Origin of the sequence: Streptomyces sp. NPDC053367 (assembly GCF_044545925.1) — a bacterium.
In the GTDB taxonomy this organism is placed as follows: domain Bacteria; phylum Actinomycetota; class Actinomycetes; order Streptomycetales; family Streptomycetaceae; genus Streptomyces.
Window position 1 is genome coordinate 143,792 of record NZ_JBITYN010000006.1, and the last position, 24,389, is coordinate 168,180.

The 24,389-nt window shown below is 70.3% G+C and carries 19 protein-coding genes and 3 pseudogenes; 12 read left to right on the top strand and 10 right to left on the bottom strand.

The genetic code is table 11. The features are described from left to right. Positions 1-18: 18 nt before the first annotated feature. Entirely contained in the window at positions 19-762 is a 744-nt protein-coding gene (locus ACIGXJ_RS18560; protein WP_399646307.1) for an SDR family oxidoreductase, read from the bottom strand. Between the two features lie 104 nt (positions 763-866). Here ACIGXJ_RS18560 and ACIGXJ_RS18565 point away from each other — a divergent pair, with 104 nt between their 5' ends. Beyond that, positions 867-1,718, top strand: a complete 852-nt coding sequence (locus ACIGXJ_RS18565; RefSeq protein ID WP_399646310.1) for a LysR family transcriptional regulator — start codon at positions 867-869, stop codon at positions 1,716-1,718. A gap of 119 nt (positions 1,719-1,837) precedes the next feature. Here ACIGXJ_RS18565 and ACIGXJ_RS18570 read toward each other — a convergent pair whose 3' ends face one another. Then, on the bottom strand, positions 1,838-2,797 hold the full coding sequence (locus tag ACIGXJ_RS18570) for an expansin EXLX1 family cellulose-binding protein (protein ID WP_399646312.1): 960 nt from the start codon (positions 2,795-2,797) through the stop codon (positions 1,838-1,840). A 189-nt stretch (positions 2,798-2,986) separates the two neighbouring features. Between ACIGXJ_RS18570 and ACIGXJ_RS18575 the strand changes: the two genes are divergently transcribed. Further along, complete coding sequence (locus ACIGXJ_RS18575; protein ID WP_399646314.1) at positions 2,987-3,511, top strand: hypothetical protein; 525 nt, start codon at positions 2,987-2,989, stop codon at positions 3,509-3,511. A 932-nt stretch (positions 3,512-4,443) separates the two neighbouring features. After that, positions 4,444-6,513: a carbohydrate-binding module family 20 domain-containing protein gene (locus ACIGXJ_RS18580; protein ID WP_399646316.1), complete on the top strand. Its 2,070-nt coding sequence runs from the start codon at positions 4,444-4,446 to the stop codon at positions 6,511-6,513. 135 nt (positions 6,514-6,648) lie between these two features. On the opposite strand, the gene ACIGXJ_RS18585 is transcribed toward ACIGXJ_RS18580, so the two are convergent. From ACIGXJ_RS18585 to ACIGXJ_RS18595, 3 genes are all read right to left on the bottom strand, one after another. Further along, on the bottom strand, positions 6,649-7,245 hold the full coding sequence (locus ACIGXJ_RS18585; RefSeq protein WP_399646318.1) for a dihydrofolate reductase family protein: 597 nt from the start codon (positions 7,243-7,245) through the stop codon (positions 6,649-6,651). 244 nt (positions 7,246-7,489) lie between these two features. Continuing rightward, the gene (locus tag ACIGXJ_RS18590; RefSeq protein WP_399646321.1) at positions 7,490-7,975 is read right to left on the bottom strand and encodes a hypothetical protein; all 486 of its coding nucleotides are present in this window, start codon (positions 7,973-7,975) and stop codon (positions 7,490-7,492) included. A gap of 494 nt (positions 7,976-8,469) precedes the next feature. Continuing rightward, entirely contained in the window at positions 8,470-9,195 is a 726-nt protein-coding gene (locus ACIGXJ_RS18595) for a TetR/AcrR family transcriptional regulator (protein ID WP_399646323.1), read from the bottom strand. 125 nt (positions 9,196-9,320) lie between these two features. On the opposite strand from ACIGXJ_RS18595, the gene ACIGXJ_RS18600 reads away from it, so the two are divergent. Continuing rightward, the gene (locus tag ACIGXJ_RS18600) at positions 9,321-10,544 is read left to right on the top strand and encodes a saccharopine dehydrogenase family protein (RefSeq protein WP_399646325.1); all 1,224 of its coding nucleotides are present in this window, start codon (positions 9,321-9,323) and stop codon (positions 10,542-10,544) included. 777 nt (positions 10,545-11,321) lie between these two features. Here the strand turns inward: ACIGXJ_RS18600 and ACIGXJ_RS18605 are convergent. Together ACIGXJ_RS18605 and ACIGXJ_RS18610 are read right to left on the bottom strand one after the other, a co-directional pair. Continuing rightward, complete coding sequence (locus ACIGXJ_RS18605) at positions 11,322-11,942, bottom strand: DUF5707 domain-containing protein (RefSeq protein WP_399646327.1); 621 nt, start codon at positions 11,940-11,942, stop codon at positions 11,322-11,324. 297 nt (positions 11,943-12,239) lie between these two features. After that, complete coding sequence (locus ACIGXJ_RS18610; protein WP_399646329.1) at positions 12,240-14,471, bottom strand: MMPL family transporter; 2,232 nt, start codon at positions 14,469-14,471, stop codon at positions 12,240-12,242. A gap of 340 nt (positions 14,472-14,811) precedes the next feature. Between ACIGXJ_RS18610 and ACIGXJ_RS18615 the strand changes: the two genes are divergently transcribed. The 4 genes and pseudogenes from ACIGXJ_RS18615 (at position 14,812) to ACIGXJ_RS18630 (ending at position 18,247) form a co-directional block, all read left to right on the top strand. Next, positions 14,812-16,083 (top strand): sensor histidine kinase, encoded by a 1,272-nt coding sequence (locus tag ACIGXJ_RS18615; protein ID WP_399646331.1) that lies wholly within the window; start codon positions 14,812-14,814, stop codon positions 16,081-16,083. Further along, complete coding sequence (locus tag ACIGXJ_RS18620; RefSeq protein ID WP_399646334.1) at positions 16,080-16,757, top strand: response regulator; 678 nt, start codon at positions 16,080-16,082, stop codon at positions 16,755-16,757. Before ACIGXJ_RS18615 ends, ACIGXJ_RS18620 begins: the two co-directional genes overlap by 4 nt. 502 nt (positions 16,758-17,259) lie before the next feature. Next, complete coding sequence (locus ACIGXJ_RS18625; protein WP_067230685.1) at positions 17,260-17,430, top strand: hydrophobic protein; 171 nt, start codon at positions 17,260-17,262, stop codon at positions 17,428-17,430. Positions 17,431-17,768: 338 nt separating this feature from the next. Then, positions 17,769-18,247: pseudogene (locus ACIGXJ_RS18630) on the top strand (hypothetical protein). A 226-nt stretch (positions 18,248-18,473) separates the two neighbouring features. On the opposite strand, the gene ACIGXJ_RS18635 reads toward ACIGXJ_RS18630, so the two are convergent. Both ACIGXJ_RS18635 and ACIGXJ_RS18640 read right to left on the bottom strand, forming a co-directional pair. Beyond that, entirely contained in the window at positions 18,474-19,118 is a 645-nt protein-coding gene (locus ACIGXJ_RS18635) for a glyoxalase (protein ID WP_399646337.1), read from the bottom strand. Positions 19,119-19,122: 4 nt separating this feature from the next. Continuing rightward, positions 19,123-19,341 carry a hypothetical protein gene (locus ACIGXJ_RS18640; protein WP_399646991.1) on the bottom strand — a complete coding sequence of 73 codons (219 nt, stop codon included), beginning with the start codon at positions 19,339-19,341 and terminating at the stop codon, positions 19,123-19,125. Between ACIGXJ_RS18640 and ACIGXJ_RS18645 the strand changes: the two are divergent. Both ACIGXJ_RS18645 and ACIGXJ_RS18650 read left to right on the top strand, forming a co-directional pair. Continuing rightward, positions 19,247-19,615: pseudogene (locus ACIGXJ_RS18645) on the top strand (RNA-guided endonuclease InsQ/TnpB family protein); the annotation flags it as partial. The gene ACIGXJ_RS18640 and the pseudogene ACIGXJ_RS18645 overlap by 95 nt on opposite strands. A 265-nt stretch (positions 19,616-19,880) precedes the next feature. Further along, positions 19,881-21,161: a zinc-dependent alcohol dehydrogenase gene (locus tag ACIGXJ_RS18650; RefSeq protein WP_399646340.1), complete on the top strand. Its 1,281-nt coding sequence runs from the start codon at positions 19,881-19,883 to the stop codon at positions 21,159-21,161. A gap of 264 nt (positions 21,162-21,425) precedes the next feature. Here the strand turns inward: ACIGXJ_RS18650 and ACIGXJ_RS18655 are convergent, their stop codons facing one another. Next, positions 21,426-21,758, bottom strand: a complete 333-nt coding sequence (locus ACIGXJ_RS18655; protein ID WP_399646343.1) for a plasmid stabilization protein — start codon at positions 21,756-21,758, stop codon at positions 21,426-21,428. Between the two features lie 1,321 nt (positions 21,759-23,079). Between ACIGXJ_RS18655 and ACIGXJ_RS18660 the strand changes: the two genes are divergently transcribed. Both ACIGXJ_RS18660 and ACIGXJ_RS18665 read left to right on the top strand, forming a co-directional pair. Then, on the top strand, positions 23,080-23,952 hold the full coding sequence (locus ACIGXJ_RS18660; protein WP_399646346.1) for a peptidoglycan-binding protein: 873 nt from the start codon (positions 23,080-23,082) through the stop codon (positions 23,950-23,952). An 86-nt stretch (positions 23,953-24,038) separates the two neighbouring features. Then, positions 24,039-24,311: pseudogene (locus ACIGXJ_RS18665) on the top strand (peptidoglycan-binding protein); the annotation flags it as partial. Positions 24,312-24,389: the final 78 nt, after the last annotated feature.

Below are 24,389 nucleotides of genomic sequence, written 5' to 3' on the forward strand. Positions count from 1 at the left end.
CCGGTCATGCGGAGGCCCTCACCAGGGCACTTCGCCGTCGTCGTCGAAGAAGCGGCCTGTCGGGCCGTCGTCCGGTACGGTCGCCAGCCGGATCGCGGAGGCCGCGCCCTGCTGGGGGGTGCGTATGCCCCGGAAGCCGTTGAGGTCGGTCGCGGTGTAGCCGGGGCAGACCGCGTTGATCAGGATGTTCGTGCCGGCCAGTTCCTTGGCGTACTGCACGGTGACGGCGTTGAGGAACGTCTTCGACGGTGCGTACGCGGCGGAGATGGGGCCCGTTTCGGTGTCGGGCGTGGTCTGCAGCGTGAGGGAGCCGACGCTGCTGGAGACGTTCACGATCCGCGGCGACGGCGAACGGCGCAGCAGCGGCAGCAGTGCGTTGGTGACGCGGATGACCCCGATCACGTTGGTCTCCACGGCTGCCCGCACTCGGTCGACGTCGACGGTGGTGGGTTCCTGCGGTTCACCGCCGGTGATGGCCGCGTTGTTGACGAGTGCGTCGAGCCGTCCGGCCCGTTCCTGCACCGACCGCGCCGCCGCCGTCACGCTCGCGTCGTCGGTCACGTCCAGCGGTACGCCGAACGCCTCGATTCCGTCCGCGTGCAGCTTCTGCACAGCGGCCTCGCGTCGCTCGTCGTCGCGCGCGCCGACCCCGACGGACCAGCCGAGGGCGCCGAGCCCGGCGGCGATCTCGTACCCGATGCCCTTGTTGGCTCCGGTCACCAGGGCGACTTTCTTTCCGTTCACGATGTTGTTCTCGCTCATGGCATCGATGCTGCTTCCGAGCCCGGCGGGGCGTCCAAGACCGATCGGGTGGGCAGCGATACCGCCGGGGTATCGCTGCTGGGCAGCCCGGTTAGGCTGGCGGGGTGGAGACACGTGAGCTGCGGTACTTCGTAGCGGTCGCCGAGGAGTTGCACTTCGGCCGGGCGGCGAGGCGGCTCGGGATCGCCCAGCCCCCGCTGTCGCGGGCGATCGCAGGACTCGAACGGCGCCTGGGCGCCACCCTTCTGGAGCGCGGCAGCCGGGGGGTGGCGGCCCTGACCGAGGCCGGGGCGGTGCTGCTGCGGGAGGCGCGGGCGGTGCTGGACGCCGTCGAGGCCGCCGAGCGGCGCACCCGCCGGGCCGCCCTCACGGCGGCCGGTCGCCCGGCGGTGGTCCTCGCCGCGAAGGCGGGCGCCTCCGGCGAACTGCTGGCGAAACTCCTCGACGCCTACGCCGCCGAACCCGGCGCCGTAGCCGTGGACGTCATGCTGTGCGGGCCGGGGGAGCAGGCGCGGGTGCTGCGCGACGGCCGGGCGGACGTGGCCCTGCTGCACCGGCCGTTCGACGACATGGCGGGGTTCGACACCGAGGAGCTGCACACGGAGGGGCAGGTCGCGGTTCTTCCGGCGGGTCATCCCCTCGGCGTCCGCCCCCATGTGCGGCTCGCCGAGGTCACCGGCCTTCCCGATCTGCCCCTGCCCCGCTGGCCGCGTCCCGACGGATCCTTCCCGGAGGGCCCGGGCCCGCAGGTGCGCGACCATACCCAGCTCACCCAGCTCATCGCCCTCGGCCGTGCCTGCGCGGTCGTCCCGGAGTCGGGCCGCGCCGGCCTCCGCGAGGGCCTCATCGCCGTGTCCGTCCTCGACGCTCCCCGGGTGACCACGGTCATCGCCTGGCCTCCCCACAGCCGTTCGACGGCGGTCGCGGGGCTGGTCCGGGCCGCCACCGCCATGTGAGGGGCGTGTCCGATCGGCGTCGTTCTCGGGCGAAGCCGGTGCGAGCGATTCCTCCGAACTGCCTGTGAGGTGCTCGTCGCCGGACATGCCCGGCAGGCCCCGGCCGTCACCTGGTGAGATCAGTGACGGACGAACTGAAGCCCGGTCGATTGAACGACGTCCGGCCGCAACGCGATTCCGGTGACGGTCAGTCGTTCTCCGTAGATGTCCGTGATACGGATCGAGTTGCCGCACCCGCTGCCGTCCGCGGAGAGGAAGTAGTTGTATTCGGTGCGCGGCAACTGCCGCCAGCCGCCCTCGGTCTTGACCTCCAGGCGGGCGACAGGGTTCCGGTGGCCGATCGCCTGGATGCCGCACCAGTAGGGGCTGGACCCGGTCTTGTACCTGATGGAGATCGTGTCGGACGTCTCGGGGCTCAACAGTTGCCAGGTGATCGGGATGCGGCCGGCCTCGAGGTCGGCGAGCTCGGCGAAGGCCTCCTGGCTGAGGTCCAGTTGCCCGGGCGCGCAGGGCAGGGGACATTCGTTGGTGATCCGTACCGTGATCGACTTGCCGTTGGCCGCGCGGACGAGCACGTACGCGCCGCACGCCCTGGAGGTCTCGTAGTCCGTGGCGTTCATGGCCGCGATCATGAGGTCGGGGCTCGGGCCGAACAGACAGGCGCCGTTTCCGTCCTCGGCTTCGTAGGCGGTGGCGACGCCGGTGTACGTGGTGCCGGGCCGGATCCGCCCTGCCGGTGTCGCCGTGGTGGACGCAGTACGGGGGGATTGCGGGGTCGCCGTGGCTGACGGACGTGCCGGGGCGGTGGTCTCACTGGCCGTCGGACGAGGGGTCGCGGTCGCGCTCGGTGTCCCCGTCGCGGTCGGGGTGCTCGCCCGCGGCTGTGAGGTGGGAGCGGCCGTCACCCGGGTGGTCTCGACGCGCGCCGAGGTGGCAGGCCCTGTCTCCTCCTTCCGGTCGGGGAGCAACCCCATGACCAGGTAGGCGATCACGCCCGCGGCGGTCACCGCCACTGTGCTGCCCAGTATGAGCCTGCGTCTGCGCCTGCGCTGCCTCGCGGCCTGCCTCGCTGTCTTCATAGCCGTCCGTTCGGAAGATCGAGCCGATGGTGCACTGTCCAGTGGCCGCACGAGGCGAAAAGGTTGCCTTCGATTGCAGCAGCGCCGAGAGCGGGAGCGGCGTGGTGCCCGGTCCTTATGAGTGGGAGAACGCGGGGTACCCGGAAAGCGACGACGCTGTCCCGACTCCCCTTCGAGGAGGTCCGCGCTGTGCTCTCGCTCAAGCGCTTACTCGACCGCAGTCTGACCGCGCAGGCGATCCTGGTCTTCTTGCTGGGGCTGGGCATCACAGCCCTGATCCGCAGGAACGAGCACCCGGCTGTCTGGGTGTTGCAGAGCGCTCTCTACACCGGGGTCGCCATCGCGGTCCTGGCCGTCCAGCGCCGCAAGGCCGCCCGAGCGGTGGGTACCGACGCGAGCGGACTCGCCGATCTGAACCGGAAGATTCGGCACCGCGAAGTGCCGCAGGACCCTGAGGGACGGGCGGCGATGCGACGGCTGGCCGCCGAGCAGCTCGGCCAGATGGAACGGGCCGGCAAGTGGCTGCCGTACTGGCTCGGTGCCATGGGTCTCGTCGCGGTCGGCCTGTTCGTCCTGGGGGCCATCGGCGGTTCCCTCGTCTTCCCCCTCGTCTTCGCGCTCGGCATGGTCGGGCTGTGCTGCTGGGTCCTGTGGATGCGCCGCCGCTCCCTGGACCGCCTCCGCTGGATGCATCAGGCCCTGCGACAGGGGTGAGCGGCCCTCAGAGCGGGGGCGGTGGGCAAGTCCCCGCTCAGGCCGGCATTCGCACCCTCTGCTCGTGCCCCTCGCGCAGCACCACGCGGTTCGTCGGCTGGTGGCAGCCGCAGTGGCCTCATCCGGCTGCTGCCACCGCCCCGACACGGTCTCAGCCGCGGCAACCGTCGGCCTGCTCCGTCCGCAGCCCGGCCCCGCTCTGCCTCGACTGCTGCACGACACCTGCCGCCGGCCTCCGCGACAGATCGGGCCCGGCCCGGTGGCTGCTGTCGGGGGACGACAACCGCTCCGGCAGTGCGCTGCCGCGAGACGCCACTCTTGCAAGAAGTTTCAGGCGCGATCAACAGGATGAGCCCGGTCTTGCCGCGCACCATGTCCGGATTGCTTCGATGCGGGACGGCGATCTCCTCTCGCCGCCAAGCCGCCCGGGGCGAGAGGGCGACGGTGGCCGGATCGCCGCCGAAGCGCGATCGTCCGAGTGCGCCGGTCCGGCATGGTGGCACCGAGAGCGGGTGGTGCCCGCGCACATCCGGTGCTGTGAAGGTTGTTGTTGCTACGGGCTCTCAACAGGGCGGATGTGCCTGTGGGTCAGGGCCAGGAGGCGTGAGTCCACCTCGTCCGGCCGCAGACACGCCCGCCTGTCGCGTCGTCAGTTCCGGCGCAGGGCAGTGCCGTCGGGGGTCTCCCGCGGCGACCGTAAGGCTGAATCTAGGCACCTTCCCGCCCGGGTGCGCAACCCCTTGTTCGCGGACAGCAGCCCCAACTTGCCCGAACGTAACGAGCTTTGTTGAAAGTCTTGACCTTTGACTCATAACGAATCTAAGTTCCTCACCGCTTGCTGAAAGTTACGGCAAGAAGTTGCGGTGGTGTCGGAACCCTCACAGGGTCATGCCCTGCCGCGGCAGTCACCCGCATGCCCGTGAGGAGCTCTCATGCCACTCGGCTTCACAGCCACCGCCTCCAAGAGAACATCCGCCGCCCTGGCCGGGGCCGGTCTGCTGTTCAGCCTGGCCACCGCGCTCGCACTGCCCGCCCAGGAGGCCACCGCCGCGCCCAGCGCCAACGGCGACAAGAAGGTCACCGCCGTCCTGTTCGAGTGGAACTTCAACTCGATCGCCCGTGAGTGCACCCAGACCCTCGGCCCCAAGGGCTACGGATACGTGCAGGTCTCGCCTCCGCAGGAGCGGATCCAGGGCCCCGCCTGGTGGACGGCCTACCAGCCCGTCAGCTACAAGATCCAAGGCCCCCTGGGCGACCGCGCAAGCTTCCAGAACATGGTCGACACCTGTCACCAGGCAGGCGTGAAGGTCATCACCGACGCGGTGATCAACCACATGACCTCCGGTTCAGGCACCGGAACCGCAGGCACGAACTACAGCAAGTACAACTACCCCGGCACCTACCAGGACCAGGACTTCCACGCCTGCCGCCAGCCCATCGGAAGCAACTACCGCGACCGCTCCAACATCCAGGAGTGCGAACTCGGCGACGCCGGCCAGCCGTCCCTGTCCGACCTCAACACCGGCAGCGACTACGTCCGCGGCAAGATCGCCGGCTATCTCAACGACCTGATGTCGATGGGCGTCGACGGCTTCCGGATAGACGCCGTCAAGCACATGGCGGCGGACGACGTCGCCGCCATCCGCAGCAAGCTCACCAACCGGGACATCTACTGGGTCCAGGAAGCGATCTACGGCGCCGGCGAGGCCGTCTCACCCAACGAGTACCTGCGCACCGGCGACGTCCAGGAGTTCCGGTACACCACCGACCTCAAGCGCGTCTTCACCAACGAGAAGCTCTCGTACCTGAAGGACTTCGGGGAGGCGTGGGGCTACATGCCGTCCGGGCAGAGCGGCAGCATGGTCGCCAATCACGACACCGAGCGCAACGGCAGCAGCCTGAACTACCGCGACGGCTCCCGTTACACCCTCGCCCACGTCTTCATGCTCGCCCACCCCTACGGCACTCCCTCGGTCCACTCCGGCTACGAGTTCGGCAGCAGGGACGACGGCGCCCCGAACGGTCACAACGTCAGCGCCTGCTACACGAGCGGCTGGTCCTGCCAGCACGCCTGGCGCCAGATCGCCAACATGGTCGCCTTCCGTAACGCCACCGAGGGCACCGGCATCACCAACTGGTGGGACAACGGCAACAACGCCATCGCCTTCGGCCGCGGCACCAAGGGCTTCGTCGCCATCAACCGTGAGAGCGGCTCCATCACCCAGACCTTCCAGACCTCCCTCCCGGCCGGCACCTACTGCGACGTCCAGCACGGTGACCCCACCACGAGCGGCGGCTGCACCGGGACCACCTACACCGTCGGTGCCGACGGCAAGTTCACCGCCACCATCGCGGCCGGCGACGCCGTCGCCCTCCACGTCGGCGCCGGCGGCGACAAGCCCGGCGACAACAGCGCCACCGTCTACTACAGCACCGACAAGAACTGGTCCGCCTACAACCTCCACTACGCCCCGGCCGGCGGTCAGTGGACCACCAGCCCCGGTGTCGCCATGGAGGCCGCCTGCACCGGCTGGGTGAAGAAGACCGTCGCGCTGGGCTCCGCCACCGGCATGAAGGCCGTCTTCAACAACGGATCCGGCACCTGGGACAACAACAACAGCGCCGACTACACGCTGGGCACCGGAGACGTCACCGTCAAGGGCGGTGTCGTCGGCACCGGCAACCCCTGCGGTGACGGCCAGCAGACCGAAACCGGCGCCGCATTCGCCGTCAACGCCACCACCGTGACCGGACAGAACGTCTACGTCGTCGGCAACAACGCCGCACTCGGCAACTGGTCGCCCGCCGCCGCCCTGAAGCTCGACCCGGCCGCCTATCCCGTATGGAAGCTCACCGTGAAGCTGCCCGCCGGGACCTCCTTCGAGTACAAGTACATCCGCAAGGACTCCGCCGGCAACGTCACCTGGGAGAGCGGGGCCAACCGCACCGCCACCGTCCCGGCAACCGGCACGGTCACCCTGAACGACACCTGGCGCAACTGACCTCGCCCGAAACACCTGGCTCGGCCCGCACTCGGCCTCTGCGCTCGAGGGCGGGCCGAACCCGCGGTGGCGCCTGCGTGACTCCCTGAGCGCGCCCGCGCCCGGCTTCACGCAAGCGCCTCCCGCCCGGAGCGCTCAGCTGCTGACGCGCCCGTAGGTGAGGAACATCGCGCCGCTCTTGAGGACGGTCTGGTCTGCGAGGGCCCAGGTACGCGGGTCGAAGACGGCCTTGTGGGAGAACAGCGGGATCCCGCTGCCGATGGTCAGCGGGCCGACCTTGAGGATCAGCGTGTCGATCTCGGCGTAGAGGGAGCCCGCGAGCTCAGCGCCACCGAGCAGCCAGATGTCCTTGCCGTCCTGCTGCTTGAGTTGCCGCACGGTCGCCACCGGGTCGTCGGCGACCAATTCGACGGCCGGGGCCGGGCTCTCGGTCAGGGTCCGGGAAAACACCAGGTGACGCAGGTGGGGGTAGGCGTCGGGGATACCGGCCGCAAGACCGATCTCGTAGCTGCGCCGCCCCTCCAGCACAGTGTCGAAGTGCGTGCCCTCCGCTGTGACGGACAGTGCCTGCCGCGCCTGGACGGGCAGCGTCTCCGGGTACTCGGCCACGAGGTGCTGTATGTAGTCTCCCGGTATGGGCCAGAAGCCGTTCGGACCGGTGGGGTCCCCGCCGTCCGGACCTGCGATGAAGCCGTCGAGCGTGGTGGCGATGTAGTAGACGAGTTTGCGCATGCCGGGTCCCTTCCGTTGGTCATGCCGTCGGGTGCGGCCGGGGGCAGCCGGATGGCGTGCGAGGCAGGCCGCTCAGTGATCATGGCATCCGACCGACGAAGAAAGCACCGTGCCGTCGAGTCTCGTGTACGTTCGCCCACATGCCAGGGCTCGACTACAGCCCGGAACGGCCGACGAACGCTGTCGCTGTGGTCGGGGTTGCCGAGCCGGATGACCTTCGACCACCGCGTTCGCCGGTCCGCGGTCATGGTGCCGAGTTCGGCAGGGTCCATGAGCTGGTAGCGGGCGTCGCCTGTATAACACACGGCGAAGGAGGTGGCTCGGGCCGACCGGCCCTTCGGCGTGGGGGACGCCGGGTCCATCGGCCGGTGGCCGGGGAGACGGCTGCCTCGGTGTACAGCGCGTAGCGTGGGTCCGCTTCCGTGTGGCCGGCCAGCCACAGGGTGAAGCCGTCGGCAGGACGGGCCGTGCCGCGGAACTCCTGGCACTGTTCGACCTCGACCTGTTCGCCGTCGTGCGTGGTGGGCTGCTGAATCGTGACCGAGGAGGTGCCGAACGCGGCGATGGCGGCCGGGGGAGTGGTGTGGGCAGCCGACGATGAGGGTTCGGCCGGCGTCGACGTCGTGGTGCTCGGGGTGCCGGAGTCGGCGAACCAGTCCACCGGGCTCTTGCCGAGGAGAAGGGCGACGGCCGTGAGTAACGCCGCGGCGCCACCGAGCCCGCCGACCAAGGCGAACGAGCGGACGGACCTGTGGAGATCAACACCTGTCGCACCGCCGTCCGGTGGGACTTCGCCCGTGGACGGGCCACCGTCACCGGCGCTCGGCACGGTGGACGTCCCTGGTCCACCTGCGGGAGGGCCACTGCCCGGCACGCTCGGCGTGTCGGACGTCCTCGGTGCGCCGGATGCGTTCATCGAAACGCCCGAGACATCCGGTGCGTCCGTACGGCCGGCAGGAAATCGCCCTTGTGCGGGCTGAGTTCGGCTACGTCGGGACGCGCGCGGTCGCCCCTGCCCCAGGCGTAGGAAGTCGTGCTCACACAACCGGTGCGCGTCGTGGTCAGGCGCCACGCCACCGGACCTGGGCTTCGGCACGCGCGTAAGGACGGGCACACGATGTCCGCATCTCGCCCTGGGCCCGACAAACAAGTCCGGCCAGGTGGTGGAGCGGCGATCTGAAGCAGCGGCCCTAAGCCGACCCGCCCCCACCCGGGCGCAGTCCCTCACGTCGTGTCGGTTGCCTGGATTCGTGTGGCGGCCAGTCGTGTCTGCGCGTGGTCGAGGAGCGTGTCGAGCACGGCCGGATAGGCGCTGTGGTTCATCCGCTCGGCCAGCAGGTGGGCGGTGGCGGCGATGTGCGGATGCGTCTGGGCCGGCAGTCGGGCGTACGTCGAGGTCCACATCTCCTCGTCCGCCTCCCTGACCTCGTCCTTGATGGCGAGTGCGCCCGCGTCCAGAGCGGCGAAGGCCAGTGCCAGGTCGATGAAGGAGTGGTACAAGCCGACGGCGTCCGTGTCGCCGAAGCCCGCCCCGCGAAGGATGCCGAGGATGGTCTCGTCGACCTCGATCTCGCGGGGCCGGCCGGTGACGCGGCTGGCGGTCAGCAGAGCGGCATGCGGGTGGGCGAGGTAGGAGGCGTGGATGGCCAGGCCCAGGGCGCGCAGGTCGGCGCGCCACTTCCCGGTGGGCCTCCAGCTGTCCAGGGCCCGTCCCATCAGCTCCTCGCCGATGGCACGGGTCAGACCGTCCAGACCGGCGAAGTACCGGTACAAGGTGCTCGGGTCGGCGCCGAGGGCAGCGCCGAGCCGGCGAGCGGTCAGCCCGGAGGCACCGTGCTCGTGGAGCATCCGCAGGGCGGTCTGCACGATCAGCCGCTCCGACAGGACGGTGCCCTGCCGGGTCGGCCGCCGCCTGCGCCGCTCCGTCTCCGACACCACCTTCTTGGGCATCGTCCTCACCGCCCTCTCCGCACCCTTATGCCAACGCCGTAGACCTTAACAAGCCGCATGGTGTTCCATCGGGTCACCTCCCGGGCTCCCTCCCGGGGAAACGCCTCAACGAATGGGTGTGTGACATGCGCGTACTTCTCGTGGGTGCGGGCGGTGTCGGAACCGCCGTCACCCGTATCGCCTCCCGCCGCGGCTTCCTGACCCACATGGTCGTCGCCGACTACGACCTCGCCCGTGCCCAGGCGGCCGTCGCCGCGCTCGATGATCCGGAGAACCGTTTCAGCTCGTGCCGTCTGGACGCCTCCGACGAGGAAGCCGTACGCCGCGTCCTCGTCGCGGAACGCTGCGACCTGCTGCTCAACGCGACCGACCCCCGCTTCGTGATGCCTCTGTTCAACGCCGCGCTCGCCGTCGGCACGCACTATGTCGACATGGCGATGTCGCTGTCCGTGCCTCATGCGACGGCCCCGTACGAGCAGTGCGGGGTGAAGCTCGGCGACGAGCAGTTCGCCCGGGCCGCGGAGTGGGAGCGAGCCGGCCGCCTCGCACTGGTGGGGATGGGGGTGGAGCCGGGTCTGTCGGACGTCTTCGCACGGTACGCGGCCGATGTGCTCTTCGACGAGATCGAGGAGCTCGGCGTCCGCGACGGCGCGAACCTCACCGTCGAGGGCCACGACTTCGCACCCTCCTTCAGTATCTGGACCACCATCGAGGAGTGCCTCAACCCACCGGTGGTCTTCGAGAAGGACCGCGGCTGGTTCACCACGGAACCCTTCAGCGAGCCGGAGGTCTTCGACTTCCCCGAGGGCATCGGACCGGTGGAGTGCGTGAACGTCGAGCACGAGGAGGTGCTGCTGATGCCCCGCTGGGTGGACGCGCGCCGGGTGACGTTCAAGTACGGTCTCGGCGACGACTTCATCGCCAAGCTCAAGACGCTCCACGCGCTGGGCCTGGACTCCACGGCGAAGGTCTCCGTCCCCGGCACGGACGGGCCCGTCGAGGTCTCCCCTCGCGACGTGGTGGCCGCGTGCCTGCCCGACCCTGCCACGCTCGCCGAGAGGATGAAGGGCAAGACCTGCGCCGGCACGTGGGTCAAGGGAACGAAGGACGGCGCCGCCCGCGAGGTGTACCTGTACCACGTCGTCGACAACGAGTGGTCCATGCGCGAGTACGGCTCCCAGGCCGTGGTCTGGCAGACGGCACTCAACCCGGTGATCGCCCTCGAACTGATCGCGAGCGGCACCTGGAAGGGCAGCGGCGTCCTCGGCCCGGAGGCACTTCCGCCCCGGCCGTTCCTCGACCTGCTCGTCGAGTACGGGGCTCCGTGGGGACTGCGCGAGGAGCGCTGACCCGCCTGCGGGCGCAACTCCCGCGGGGCTGGCCGTTCAGGGAGCGGGCGGGGTGTCAACCGTAACCGGCAGGAGCAGCCTTGCGGCGGTGGCGGCGCAAACGCGATCCGGTGCAGGCGAAACGCTTTGACAGCGCCGGGAGAATGCCTGGCATGGGTGCCGCGGGCAGGGGGTTTCCCGCCGACGCCTCGGCCACGGTGAGTGCGCGGTTCGCCCAGCTGACCGAGTGGTACGGAGAAGAGCCTGGAGTCCGGCGTTTGCCGAGGCTGTCGGACTGGAGCCAGGCGAAGACCGGGAGTGGCCCGACGGAAGTGAGTGGCTCATCGGGGACACGCTCTACCGATCGGTCGCCATCCGCCGCAGAGATGCCGTCACCGAAACCGGCGAGTGGCAACCTGTCTGGGAAGCGATGAAGGAACTCGCAGAACAACATGGCGACGACAACGTGCGCCTTGTTGTGTGGTTCGACGAGTGAGCGCAGGACACGGCGATTGCGTACCGCCGTCGGACCGCGCCACTGCTTGGTCTTGATCTTGTCGATGCACCGCTCGCCAGTCGAAGGAAGCGTCCGAGAGGGAAGTCTCGGCACGTCTTCCGCGAGGCCCGCGTCAGTCCCACCCGCATGACGGCCACCGTCGTGGCTGTCCGTTTCCTGGTTGAGCTGGGACTGATGCGGGCCCCGTCCAGTCCGGCCCAGCTGGCTGGAACCGCATCAGCCCCCACCGCGTGACGTCAGTCGCCAGGTCCGTCCTTGTCCTGGAGCGGCCATAGCCCCTGTTACCGCACGTCGACGTAGTCGCCGGGGGCGTTGGCGGGGCCGGTGGTGGTGTTGCCGGCAAAGCTGTAACGCCAGTAGCCGTCGCGGGCGGCGGTGACGGTGGTCCTGAGGTAGCCGGTCGAGCCGGCGGTGACCGTCTTGACGGTGGCGTAGTGGCCGGTGGGGGTGCGGAACTGCAGGCGTACGGGCTGGCCCGCGTAGCGGTAGTAGCGGGAGTCGTTCCAGTTGACCCGGCTGAGGACACCGGTGATGGTGATCGGGTTGCCCTTGGCGACCGGCTCGGGAGCAGCGTTGGCCGTCACCTTCGCGGCGCGCAGCACCCTGAGGGACGCTGCGGCCTTGCGGTGGTAGTCGCCGTCGAGGGCGGTGGCATTGACATGGAGGTACCAGGTTCCGGCGCCAGTGGTCCGAAGCAGATCCTGGCTCATGAAGAACTCCCACGTGCATCGCGTGGTGGCGTCGCTGACCGCGGTGCACTCCGGCGCGCTTCCTGCTGCGAGGTAGGCGGTGGGGGCGGAGGCGGGCCCTTTGTACAACAGCGGGTCGATGTAATCGATGCCGGCCGGATCGCTGGCGGTGACGGTTGCCGTGAGGGACTCATCCGCGGGGGCCTCGAACACGAGAGGCCTTCCGCCGTTGATCGAGGCTGCCAGGATCTGCGTATCGCCCTGGCGGGTTTCCGCTGTGGCCGTCGATGTGCTCAGGCACAGGATGATCTCACACTTGACTGCCCGTAAGTATTCGTTACGGCGAGCATCCAGCTGCATGCGCATCAGTCGAGGGCCCGTCCCCCCCGCCACACACCCGCCCGCAGGGCTGCACCCTGTTCCCGTCCGCCGCGGTCCTGACCGGCTGATGCCCCGGCGCCGCCGTGCGGCTGCGCCGGGGTGCTGGTCAACGGGGCGGGGTGGGAGCCGTCATCGCCGCCCGTGCACCGGCTGGGCGTCCATCGGGCGTCCCTGTGGTTGTGGGGTGCTGCCACCGGCCCCGTCCCGGCGGTCCCGGCTTCCGCGCATCGGCCACCACATGGCCCGGCCCAGCAGTGCCGCGGTCGCCGGGACGAGCAGGAGCGACACGACGAAGGCGGACAGCAGGATGCCCAGGGCCGTGGCGAAGCCGAGCTGGCGGGTGGAGGGTTCGGCGTTCACGGCGAGGCCTGCGAAGGAGGCTGCGAGGACCACGCCGGCCGTGGCGACGGCCGGCGCGGTGTGCCGTACCGCGCGGGCCACGGCGGCGCGGGCGGGGCCCCCATGGGCCATCTCCTCACGCAGACGGTCGCTGATCAGGATGTTGTAGTCGGTGCCCAGCGCCACCACGAACAGGAACAGCACCAGCGGCAGGACGAAGGTCACGCCGGCCTCGCCGCCTAGGTGCTGGAAGACCAGCGCGCAGGCGCCGAACGTCGCCGCGAAGCACAGTCCGACCGCGAGCATGAGGATCAGCGGCGCCGCCAGGCTGCGCAGCAGCACCACCAGGATCAGCGCGATCAGCGCCGCCGCGACCGGGAACACCGTCCGCAGGTCCCGGTCGACCGCTGTGGCCACGTCGGCGAACACGGCCGCCGTCCCGCCGACGTGGGTGGTGAGTCCGGCGGGGGCCGCTTCGCGTACGGCTTGGCGCAGCGGGCCCGCCACGAGGTCCCGTGCCTGCTGCGACTGGGCGTCCACCGTCAGGTAGGCGTCGAGCCGGGCTGCGGTGCGGTCGGCGTCGAACACGGGGGCGGCCACCTTGCCCACTCCGGACACCTTCGACAGTGCCCGGTGCACGGTGTCCACCTGGGAGGGGTTGAGGATCAGGCCGTCGTCGGCGGTGACGTACACCGTCGTCGGGTCGGACACGCCCGGCGGCAGGGCGCGGGCGATCTCGCGTGCCGTCGCGGCGGCCGCCGTGTCCTTCGGGGTGCCGCCGGTGCCGAAGTCCATGCGGACGCCCGCCACACCGGCCGCCAGCGCACCGAGGAGGGCCACCGACGCCACGAGCACCAGCACCGGGCGGCGGGCCACCAGCTCGCCGGTGAGGGCCGCCGCGCCGGACCGCCCCGCCTTGTGCGTGAGGGTCCGCGACGGCCAGAACATCCTCCGCCCGGTCACCGCGAGCAGGGCCGGCATCAGGGTCAGGCTCGCCACCAGCATCACCAGCACCGACACCGCCACCGACGGCCCGAGCACCCGGAACTGGCCGAACGTCGCCACACCGAGCGTCGCGAAGGCGGCCACGATCGTCAGCGCCGCCGAGGTCACCGCCGTGCCCACCCGCCCGGCCACGTCCGCGGCCACCAGGCGGTGGTGCTCCTCGGGGCGCCGTCGCAGCTCTTCGCGGAAGCGGAACAACAGGAAGAGGAAGTAGTCGACGCCGATGCCGATGAGTACGGTGCCGATCATGCTCGGAGTGCCGGGGTCGAGTTCGAATCCGGTCAGCAGGGCCGCACCCACGACGGTGCCGGCGGCGGCGCCCGCCACCACGGTCACCGCGAACAGCGGGACGAGGGCGGCCAGGACGCTGCGGAACACGAGCACGTTGATGAGAATGATCAGCCCGACCATCAGCAGCCCGACCACCGTCTGCGTGGTCTGCTCGGCATCGGCGCGGTCCACCACGTCCGCCAGGCCGCCGGTGAATCCCGTGCGCAGGCCGGCCTCGCCGAACTCCTGCTGTGCGCGGTCGTGGAAGACCCGGTAGAGGGAGTGCATGCCCGGGTCGGTGGAGTTGCCCTGCAGCCGTGCGCCGAGCAGCGCGAACGACTCGTCGGGGGCGGTCGTCATGAGTGCCACACGGGGAACCTGGGAGTAGTCCTCGGACAGCCCCCGTATCTGCTCGTCCGTCCATGGCATCTCCAGGCGCGTGGAGCTCAGTTCACGCGCCACGTCCTGTATGCGCTGCTCGTCCGCGTCCTGCAGCGGCTTGCCGTCGTGCCGTGCCACCAGCACCGTCACCGCATTGGCGTCCGGTCGCGTGCCGAACTCCTCCTGGGCGATCCGCAGCGCCGCGGCCGCGTCGTACTGCGCGGGCAGGAAGCCGGCGCTGTCGGTGTCGGTCACGCGGAAGACGAGCGTCTGACCCATGAGCGTCACGAAGATGCCGACCACCGCCCACACGACGATGACCCGCCAAGGTCTGCGGGTCGAGAACCCTGTCAGGGAACGGATCACGGAAAGCCTCCAGAAAGGTACTGGGCTGCGGGAGCGCAAGAGAACGGGCGCCACGGGACGGTGGACGTCCCGGGCGGCGCCCCTGCCGGGTCGTTCCGGCACTGGTCAAGCACATCAGCGACGCGCGGCCCGGACCTCGGAGCCAAGGACGAGAAACCCTCTGGGAGCAGGGCCCCGGACGGCGCCGGCGTTGGGAGCCTGCTCCCGGTCCCCGCTCCCTCCCGGTGCCGACGCCGTGGGCCGCCGGCACCGGCACCATGGGAGACTCGACGCAAGAACCGCAGGTCATCGGTGCGCTTCGGCGGCCGCGGGGAGGCGGGATGGACACAGGGGGCGGACGATGGGACGGAATGTGAACGAGGGGTCCCCCGGTCGGGCACGAGGCGGGACCGGCGCGCCCCGCGCCAAGCTGCCGGGCCGCGCCACCGTGACGCCTCCCATCGGCGCCACGACGGGAAACCGCACCGCAGGGCCGGGACTGTGGACCCAGCACGACGGCCTTGTCGCCGTCGGTGCCGCGGCCGTCGATCTCGTGGGCTTCACCGTCACCAGTCAGATGGACCAGGGCCATGTCCCCGTGGCCGGGTGTCTGGTCGTGGTCGTCGCCTCGCTGTTCCTGCTGGCGCGCCGCCGCGCACCTCTGACGGTCCTCGCGTGCGTCCTCGCGGCGAACCTGTCGGTCAACTGGTTCAGTTCCGTGGGCCTGCACTACGGGGCGGCCACGGTCGTCGCCCTCTACACCGCGGTACGTCACCACAGGGCCGCGGTCGGCGCGGCGGCCGCCGCCGGCTGCGTCGCGGCGCTCCAGTTCGTCCACCCCGGGATGCCGGCGCCGTCCCTGATCGAACTCGCCCCCAACGCCGTGTCCGCGCTGTTCGTGGCCGGGGCGGCTGTGGCCGTCGGCCGCTGGCAGCGCAATGCCGAGGCCCAGCGGCGGCTGCTCGCCGAGCGGGCCGTCTCCGACGAACGGCGCCGTATCGCCCGCGAGCTGCACGACATCGTCGCCCACCACCTGACCACGATGCAGCTGCTCGCCGGAGGCGCTCGGGCCAACCTGGACCGGTCTCCGCAGGCCGCCCGCGAGGCACTCGTGGCCCTGGAGGGCTCCGGCCGCACCGCCCTGCACGAGATGCGTCACCTCCTCGACGTGCTGCGGGCCGGCGACGACAGCCCGGGGGAGGGCGACCAGGGCGCGAGGAGCGCACCGCAGCCCGGCATCGGCGACCTGGACCGCATCGTCGGGGACAGCCGCCGCGCCGGCCTGACCGTCACGCTCACCACCGAGGGCGACTCCCGCTCGCTCCCGCCCGGTGTCGCGCTCACCGTCTTCCGCATCGTGCAGGAGGCCCTCACCAACGCCCGCAAGCACGCGGGCGAAGGCGCGTGCGTCGACGTACGCCTCACCTGCGCGGCCCGCGAGGTGCAGGTCGCCGTCACCGACGACGGACGGGGCCCCGGCCGTTCCGCCCGCGCAGCGGGCTACGGGCTGATCGGGATGCGGGAGCGCGTCGCCCTGCACGGTGGCACGCTGCGGGCCGGACCGGAGGGCGTGGGGTTCGCCGTCCGTGCCTGTCTTCCCCTGCCCGCCGACCGTCAGGAGGCCTACGCGTGAGCGCGGTCGTGAAGGTTCTCATCGCCGACGACCAGCCCCTCGTGCGACGCGGACTCGCCCTGATGCTGGCCCCCGAACCCGGCTTCGAGGTCGTGGCCGAGGCCGGGAACGGCGCCGAGGCGGTCCGCCTCGCCCACGCGTGCCGCCCCGACGTGGTCATCATGGACGTCCGCATGCCGGTCCTGGACGGTATCGCCGCCACCGAACGGCTGACCGCCGAACTGCCCGGCTGCCGGGTCCTGGCCCTGAGCACCTTCGACATGGACGAATACGTCGTCGATGCCCTGAGGGCCGGGGCGTGCGGCTTCCTGCCCAAGGACATCTCGCCCGAGGACCTCGTCGCCGCCCTGCGCGTGGTCCACGAAGGCGAGGCGATCCTCGCCCCACGGCTCCTGACCCGCCTCATCTCCACGCACGTCAAGACCCCTGCCCAACCGTCGCCGCATCCGGTCGTCCCCGGCGCCGAACAACTCACCCCCCGGGAGCGGGAGGTGTGGCGGCTGATCGCCGGAGGCCTGGACAACACGGAGATAGCCGACCGGCTCGGGTTGAGCGCCTCCACCGTGAAGAACCACATCACCGGCCTCTTCGCCAAGCTACGGGTCCGCGACCGCGCCCAGGCGGTCATCGCCGCGTACGAGACGGGCCTGGTCACGGCGCGACGGGGGACGTAGAACCCGGGGCAGCTCAGCTCCTCGGCCAGACCTCTACCGGACCGGACCGGCCAGCGTCTCGATCGGCAGAGGCGGCCACTTCGGCGCCTTCCGGGCAAGGCTTGTCGTGAACTGTCCGCCCCTGAGAGGCAGAACGGGGAAGGACCGTTCAGACCTCCCCAGGTCACGGTCCTTCCCCGGCCAGCGGCAACCGCCTACCCCCTCGAGTGGGGTTCATGCCCAAGCGCCAACCTTCGTTTTCGTCATGGCGTCGGCGTGTGAATCCACCGGTTCGCCATGCCGTCGGCGTGTGAATCCGCCGGATGGCTGCCCGCGTGCTGCGGAGCACCGAGGCCGCTGCCTGCCTGCCTGCCTGCCTGGCTGCGGTGCGTGCGGGGCGGGAGCCGGGGCACGCTGTGGTGCGGGCCGCCTGCATATGCCCCGGACTTCGTCAAAGTAACTCACTTTTTGTGTGCTTGTAGGGCTGAAGTAAGGGCATCCGTTGGCCAGGAGGTTGATAACTATGGTTCCCCTGCTTCTGGTTCTGCTGCTGGCTCTGATCCTCTTCGGTGCGGGTTTCGCACTGAAGGCTCTGTGGTGGATCGCGGTGCTGGTGCTGGTCGTGTGGCTGCTGGGCTTTGTCGTCCGTTCCGCGGACGGGGCGGGCCGCAGGGGCCGCTGGTACCGCTGGTAGAGGAAAGACGCCCACGCGAGAATCGCGTCACGGGTGAGAGGTGATGGGGGCCCGGCCGCAGGCGGCTGGGCCCCCATCAGCGTAAGAAGCCGTTCTGGTGCACCAGTTGGGAGGGATCGGGCGTATCGGACGACCTGTGGGGTACTTGAGGCATGCATCGGCCCCGCAGATCAAGCAGTGGAACCTGCTCCTCCTGTCTGCGGGGCCGCTGCGCAGGGAACACCCGCCGCCGGCACGGGTGTTCGGTATCTTGCTCACGCAGCTGACCTCGCCACTGCCGATGGCCTCGATGTCTTCCTTGGCTATGGCCCGGCTCATCCCGTCGGCGGCATGGCACGATGACCGCCATGTCAGGTCAGGTCTGGGTGTCACTCATATCGCTGGGCGGCGTTGTCCTCGGCGGCTCGTTGTCCTACCTCGTCCAGCACCGGACTCAACTCTCGGCGGAACGAGCCGAACAGCGACGGCAGCAGATCACCTTGTCAGAGGCCCGGCGTGCGGAACGGCTGGCGCTGTTGGAACGGTTCATCGTGAGGTGGGTGCCGAGGCCGAACGCGCCGCCTTCGGTCGGCCTTCCGCATGGGAGGACACCGATGCCTGGCTCATCACGACCCAGGACGTCATGAACAGACTGTGGGTCGCGGAGCGGCTCATACGCATCCAGTTCCCCCTGCCCGTGCACGACGCGGCACGCGCCTACTTCCTCGACCTCAACCGGACGGTGTGGGAAGGCCTGCCCGACGGCGAGAGCGTGCGGGACTACTTGGAGGCCAACCGGCTGGCGTTTCTGGACGCGGCCCGTGCGGTCATGGGGTAGCGCACCGCCGTCCCCGTTTGGATATCGGTAACCGCCTTCTCCTGCTCCTGGGCGTGCTCCTTCATCGCGGCCCGCTCCCAGGCGGTGAATCCGTCGTACGTCGCGGGGGTCGTGCCGGAGTTCTCGGCGGGCGCCTTCGTGGACGGCACGGCAGGTTTCTCCTCCATGGTGCGACAGGGCTGTGTGGGGGAGTGGAGGGGCCGGAGCCAGTACGGCGTACGACGAGCTATGCGGCGGTCTCCCAGGAGAACCCGTCCGGGTCGGTGAAGGCGTCGGCGGTGCTGTGCAGGACGATCCGGTGCGGGCCTGTGCCGTCCGCGGGGACGCCGAGGTCCTTGGCCAGGGCCCGGCGCTTGTACAGCGCCAGCTTGACGGGGCTGGACTGCCCCGGGGCGAACTCGACGTACTTGCCGCCGAAGCTCTTGGCCACACTCAGGCCCCGGCCGACGTAGAACTGCTTGGTGGCCTTCACGTCCTCGACGCCGAGCAGCAGCACGACCTCGTCGATCTCGCGGGTGGCAGGGCCGGTTTCCTTCTTCGCCGACGTCGCGATCTTCCAGATCGTTCCGTCCGGGGCCTGGACGACGCCGCCGTAGCCCCACATCGACTTCGCGGCCGCCTTCAGGACCGTGGCGCCGGCGTTCACGGCGGCGGCGACGAAGCCGTCGACGGTCGCCGGGCCGGACACGGTGAGCCCCAGGGTGAACCCGCGGAATCCGGTGGAGGGCGCCTCGCACGCCCGCAGGCGGATGTACGGGTCCACGCCGAAGGCGGTGTAGAAGCGGCGGGCGGCCTCGAGGTCGGCCACCTCAAGGGTGACGGACGCAAGGGACGTGTGGGCTGCGGTGGAGGTGGTGGTTGCCATGACCATCACGCTAGGGGCTGAGTGCCGGCCGGGGCTTCTCCATTCCTGACCGGTCTCGCCACTCGCTTCGCCACGCACGCCGACATGCGGCCAGCCACGCCCGCTCGGGCGTCTTCTTCGCGGCCGTGAGCTGCTTGGACAGCTCGGCGGAGGTGACGAACGGCAGCCCGGCGGCGCGGGCCTCGGTGTCGTCGGTGATCCTCCAGCAGTCCCTTCGGGACCTGGACACCGCCTACCGGAACTTCTTCGACTCCCTGAAGGGCAAGCGCCCCAGGATGGGGCCGCCCCGGTTCAAGTCGAAGCGGGACACCCGGCAGACGATCCGCTTCACCGCGAACGCCGGATGGAAGATCACCCCCGGCGGAAAGCTCCGCCTGCCCAAGGTCGGCGACCTGGCAGTGAAGTGGTCGCGCGCCCTGCCGTCCACTCCCACCACCGTGACCGTCATCAAGGACAGCGCGGGCAGGTACTTCGCCTCGTTCGTCATCCAAACCGGCCCCGCAGAAGCCCTCGCCCCGGACGAGTGGGCATCCGCAAGTCGGCGGTACGTCTGCGGACGGGTGCGCCGCGCGCTCGGCCGCGGAGCAGCAGGCCAGCCGCGGGGAAGCGCCTGCAGTCGTCATGATCGCGCCGAACGCCATGGGTGCCGTCACGGTTTCAGGGCCTGCCGGGGGGAAACCCCGGCAGGGAAACGAGCCGGAACGATCGGCGCCGCCGTCCAGGCCGTATCGCGGGGCAGGGGCGCCGGCGCAGGGACGGAGGGTCCGCATGAAGGCTGTCGTATGGCACGGGGTGGGTGACATCCGCCTGGACGACGTGCCCGAGCCGAAGATCGATGACCCCTACGACGCGATCGTGCGGATCACGACGTCCGCGATCTGCGGGACGGACCTGCACTTCGTGCGCGGCACCATGCCCGGCATGCAGGAGGGCCGGATCCTCGGCCATGAGGCCGTCGGCGTCGTGGCGGAGGTCGGCTCCGGCGTACGTAATCTGCGGCCCGGTGACCGGGTGGTGGTGCCCTCCACGGTGGCGTGCGGGACGTGCAGCTACTGCAGGGCCGGCTACTACGCGCAGTGCGACAACGCCAACCCGGGCGGCCCGCGAGCGGGCACGGTCTTCTTCGGCGGCCCGCAGGCCGCCGGCGGGCTGGACGGGCTGCAGGCGGAGTACGCCCGCATCCCCTACGCCCACGTAGGCCTGGTTCCGCTGCCGGACACGGTCGACGACGCGCAGGCCATCCTGCTCTCCGACATCTACCCGACCGCCTGGTTCGGGGCGCGGCTGGCCGAGATCGGTGACGGGGACACCGTGGCGATCCTGGGGGCCGGGCCGGTCGGGCAGGCCGCCGTCGCCTGTGCCCGCCTCCAGGGCGCCGGACGCATCATCGTCGTCGATGGTGTGGCCGACCGGCTGGAGCTGGCCCGTGACCAGCACGCGGAAACGGTCGACTTCAACGCCGAGGACCCGGTCGAAGCCGTTCTGGAGCTGACCGGTGGGATCGGCGCGGACCGGTTGATCGATGCCGTGGGCGTGGACGCCCAGCGTCCCTCCCACGGGCCGGCGGCCGACGCGCTGCGGGACCAGGAGAAGCAGTTCGACCATGAACGGGACGAGGCGGCTCCCGAGCAGAACCCGGACGGGCAGACCTGGCTGCCCGGTGACGCGCCGTCCCTGGCCGCACGCTGGGCGGTGCAGATGGCCGCGAAGGCGGGCACGGTCGGCACGGTGGGGGTGTATCCGCCGCAGGTGGAGCACTATCCGTTCGGTGAGGCGTTCATGAAGAACCTCACCCTCAAGACGGGCAACTGCCACCACCGCCGCTACCTGCCCGAGCTGGTGTCGATGGTCGCTACAGGCAGGCTCGACCCGACCCCGTTGATCACCCGCTGGGTCGGGAGCGAGGACGCGATCGACGCCTACCGCACCTTCGACCGGCGCGAGGCGGGCTGGACGAAGGTGGCGCTCGGCGTGGCCGGCGACGGGTCGGTCGAACCCGGCCTCGGTGAGGCGGCCGGGACCGGAGCCGCCACCACCGCGGGCACCTAGCAGGAGCGCGCACGCAGCCGGGGGTCAGTGCTGCGCAGCATGCGCAGCACTGCTCGACGGCACGGACCGGTGCACCGCCGAGGCGGTAACGGCCCGGAATTCCTGAGCGCTGGGCCGACGGGGGCACAGCGCATCAGCTCCGTCCCGAACGGCCGCCCGGGCAGCGGACCACTCCGCTGCCCGGTGACCACCGACTCGCCGTCGTGCGGAAGAGCACCGGCCGAGCAGGTGGATCCGCACCCTCTGGCGCGTCGACAGGGGCGGTCAGCGGCCGAGCGCCCTGGCGAGCTGGTCCTTGTTCATCGAGGACCGGCCCTCGATCCCCTTCTTCTTGGCCGCCTGGTACAACTGCTCCCGGGTGGGGCCCGATCCTTTGCTGCCGGACTGGCCCGACCTTTCCCCGCCGCGCTGTGACGGCGACTTGCCCTTCGTCGAGCTGCTGCTCGACGACTTCGCCTCGCCGGAGCGGGCGCGCTCCTTGTTCACCGTGCGGGCAGCCATCTCCTTGGCCCGCCCCTTCGACGCCCCGCGCGCCTCGGCGCTGTCCTTGATGTGCTCGTACTGGCGCTCCCGCTTGGAGCTGGACCCTGCCGGCATGATCGGTCTCCTTCCGGTACCGGCGCGCTGCATCGGTGCGGGAAGCGCGCCGGCTCGATGGGTGCGAGAAGAGTTTCCCTTCGTGACAGCGTGAAACGGCCGTCGGCCCGTCGCCAGCGCGGGGGAGCCGATGGTGTCCCGGTGGGTGGGGCCACGCCGCCGGAGACGTGAAATCGTCGGAACAGCCCGACTCCAGAGGCACAGCGGCACCCGCGCTCCGGCACGAAGGACCGACCCCGCGCTCCGGCACGAAGGACCGACCCCCATGTGTCTCTGGAGCGACCGCGCCGCGACGCGGAGTGCGCCGTGTGCACACCTCGGTACAGGCAGGGGAATGGCCCCGATCGGTTGTGGGCGATGAGCGGCCGCCCGACCGCCCATGTGTTCAGCTGCGCGCGTCGCCTTGCAGGAGATCCTGGAAGCGGGTCATACATGGGGTGCAGTGACGGTCCGTGTCCGAGGGCTCCTCACGGCGCAGGGACTGCCCGCACAGGGTCGCGGAGTGGCCGGGGGCAACGACGTGCCACACCAGGCCGGCACCGGTGGCGGCGGCGCCGACGTGCATCTCATACATTCCAGTTCCCCCATCGTCGAAAGCGCTGTTGTCTCCACCTTCGCTGCCAGGGGAGCCGCGCGCCGCCGGGGTGCGGCCGTCTTGGTGACGCTCACGTGGTCGCTTGTCATCGGGGGAGCTGCCGCCGACAGGCCGAGAGCTTGGCCAGTCCTCCGATTCAGGGGCACGCTCAGCGTTGCCCCCTCACGAGGCTCCGACGGGTGAGCAGCTGACCGCCGGGTCGGCGCTCCCGCCGTGGACGTAGACGCTGTGCAGGCGAGGTCTTGCCTCGGCCGACGAGCCGGTCGTGTGTGAACGGTCCGCCTAGGATCCTGCCCCGCGGATCCACTGCGCCCGTCTGTCACGCCGAGCCTGCCGGTGACGTCGGAATAACGCCGCAATGACACCGCTTCCGTATGGTCGGACCAGGCGTGGGACGGAGAATCCCCATGAGCGGCACACCCGAACGACGTCGGTTCCGCCCGCGGTACTTCATCAGGCACGCCTCCGACGCCGGGATCTTCGGCGGCGCCGACGAGGGCGTGCGGAGGTCGGCCGTAGGGCTGGACTCGTCGTCCGTCCGGATCGGGCCCGACCGGAAGCCGATCACGGACCGGTGGGCACCTGACGCAACAGGGCAGGCCGGGACGGTGTGCCCGATCCAGCATGCTCATGCTCCGGCCGCGCAGGTCACGACCCTGCTGCCGGACCTCCCTTCGAGCCGATGTCCCGGATCGTCGCCGCCCGGCCGGCAGGAAGGATTCGATCATGCCTCATCCATGGATGCCCCAAGCCCTCAAGGTGGACCTCGGTGACCACGCCCCGTGCGACCCCGGATTCCCTCCGAAGGCGATAGCGCACTTCACGGGGGACAGGAAGGAGGCCACCGCCGAGGCTCCTCTGGATCTGCTTCCGTTCGCCAATCTCCAGGGCTTCTTCACCGGCGACGGCAGAGGCCAGGCGCCGCACATCCTCTGGGATCCATTCACCGGAGCGTTCGCCCAGTTCTTCCCCGCCACATCCCGCAGCAAAGGCGTATTCGACGAGGCCGGTGGTACGCGTACCAACCGGGCCGGCAAGGTGGTCATCCAGGTCGAGGCTTTGTTCTTCCCGCACTGCCGTGTGAACGGCAAGGTGTTCGCGAGACTGGTCGACACTCCCTGCAAGGGCTGGGACGAGCTCCACGCATGGATCAGCTCGTGGGACGTACCGGACGTCTGGCCCATGGGCCGCCCGACCTCCCTGTCCCGCAATACATGTCCGGCCGACAAGTGGAGGACGCGAGGAGGGTGGTACGCCCATGCGCATGTCCCCGAGAACGACCACGTAGACCCTGGTTCCTGGCCGGAATTCGTGTCCCAGCCGACCGGGCCGTCCCCGGCCGAGCCCCAATTCGAGCCGTTCCCCGGTGCGTCGTTCTTCCAGAAGGGGCGTAAGTCGCCCGTCATCGGGGCGATGCACGGCCGGCTCGTCGCCGAGGACTGCGACCGCTACACGTCCGGCGCCGCCGTCGACGTGTGGGGAACGGGCGATGTGAGGTCGTACGCCGCCTGGCAGCAGAAGCTGGGTCTTACGGGAGACGCCGCCGACGGGGTCCCCGGCCGGGTCAGCTGGGACAGGCTGGAGGTCCCCAGCATCTGAGGCACTCCAAGTGACGCGGCCGGAGTTGCGGGGTTCTGCCGCCCCGACCGTCGACGGACTCGTCCACCGGCGGGACCGAGAGTGATCCGGCCCCCTACCGAAGGGAAAAGGACATGCCTGCCCTGGCACCATTTCCAGGATCGGCCTTCTTCCACAAGGGACAGCGCAGCCAGCTGATCACCTCGATGGGCAAACGCCTGGTGGCGGAGGGGTGCGGAAAGTACCAGTCGGGTCCCGGACCCGAGTGGTCCGAAGCGGACCGGGAGTCGTACGCCGCCTGGCAGCGCAAGATCGGATTCAAGGGTGCCGACGCCAACGGCATGCCGGGCAAGACCTCCTGGGACCGGCTCCACGTCCCGGCGCCGTCGCCCGTTCCCCATGGTGGCCGCGTCGCGTCTCCCGTGCCGCATCACGGCGTCACCACCGCCTACCGGGTC

Bases quoted from the DNA above. Each gene is read 5' to 3' on its own strand.
- ACIGXJ_RS18580 (WP_399646316.1), top strand. From the start codon at position 4,444: ATGCCACTCGGCTTCACAGCCACCGCCTCCAAGAGAACATCCGCCGCC.
- ACIGXJ_RS18660 (WP_399646346.1), top strand. From the start codon at position 23,080: ATGCCTCATCCATGGATGCCCCAAGCCCTCAAGGTGGACCTCGGTGAC.
- ACIGXJ_RS18615 (WP_399646331.1), top strand. From the start codon at position 14,812: ATGGGACGGAATGTGAACGAGGGGTCCCCCGGTCGGGCACGAGGCGGG.
- ACIGXJ_RS18595 (WP_399646323.1), bottom strand. From the start codon at position 9,195: ATGCCCAAGAAGGTGGTGTCGGAGACGGAGCGGCGCAGGCGGCGGCCG.
- ACIGXJ_RS18625 (WP_067230685.1), top strand. From the start codon at position 17,260: ATGGTTCCCCTGCTTCTGGTTCTGCTGCTGGCTCTGATCCTCTTCGGT.
- ACIGXJ_RS18650 (WP_399646340.1), top strand. From the start codon at position 19,881: ATGAAGGCTGTCGTATGGCACGGGGTGGGTGACATCCGCCTGGACGAC.
- ACIGXJ_RS18585 (WP_399646318.1), bottom strand. From the start codon at position 7,245: ATGCGCAAACTCGTCTACTACATCGCCACCACGCTCGACGGCTTCATC.
- ACIGXJ_RS18560 (WP_399646307.1), bottom strand. From the start codon at position 762: ATGAGCGAGAACAACATCGTGAACGGAAAGAAAGTCGCCCTGGTGACC.
- ACIGXJ_RS18635 (WP_399646337.1), bottom strand. From the start codon at position 19,118: ATGGTCATGGCAACCACCACCTCCACCGCAGCCCACACGTCCCTTGCG.
- ACIGXJ_RS18570 (WP_399646312.1), bottom strand. From the start codon at position 2,797: ATGAAGACAGCGAGGCAGGCCGCGAGGCAGCGCAGGCGCAGACGCAGG.
- ACIGXJ_RS18655 (WP_399646343.1), bottom strand. From the start codon at position 21,758: ATGCCGGCAGGGTCCAGCTCCAAGCGGGAGCGCCAGTACGAGCACATC.
- ACIGXJ_RS18600 (WP_399646325.1), top strand. From the start codon at position 9,321: ATGCGCGTACTTCTCGTGGGTGCGGGCGGTGTCGGAACCGCCGTCACC.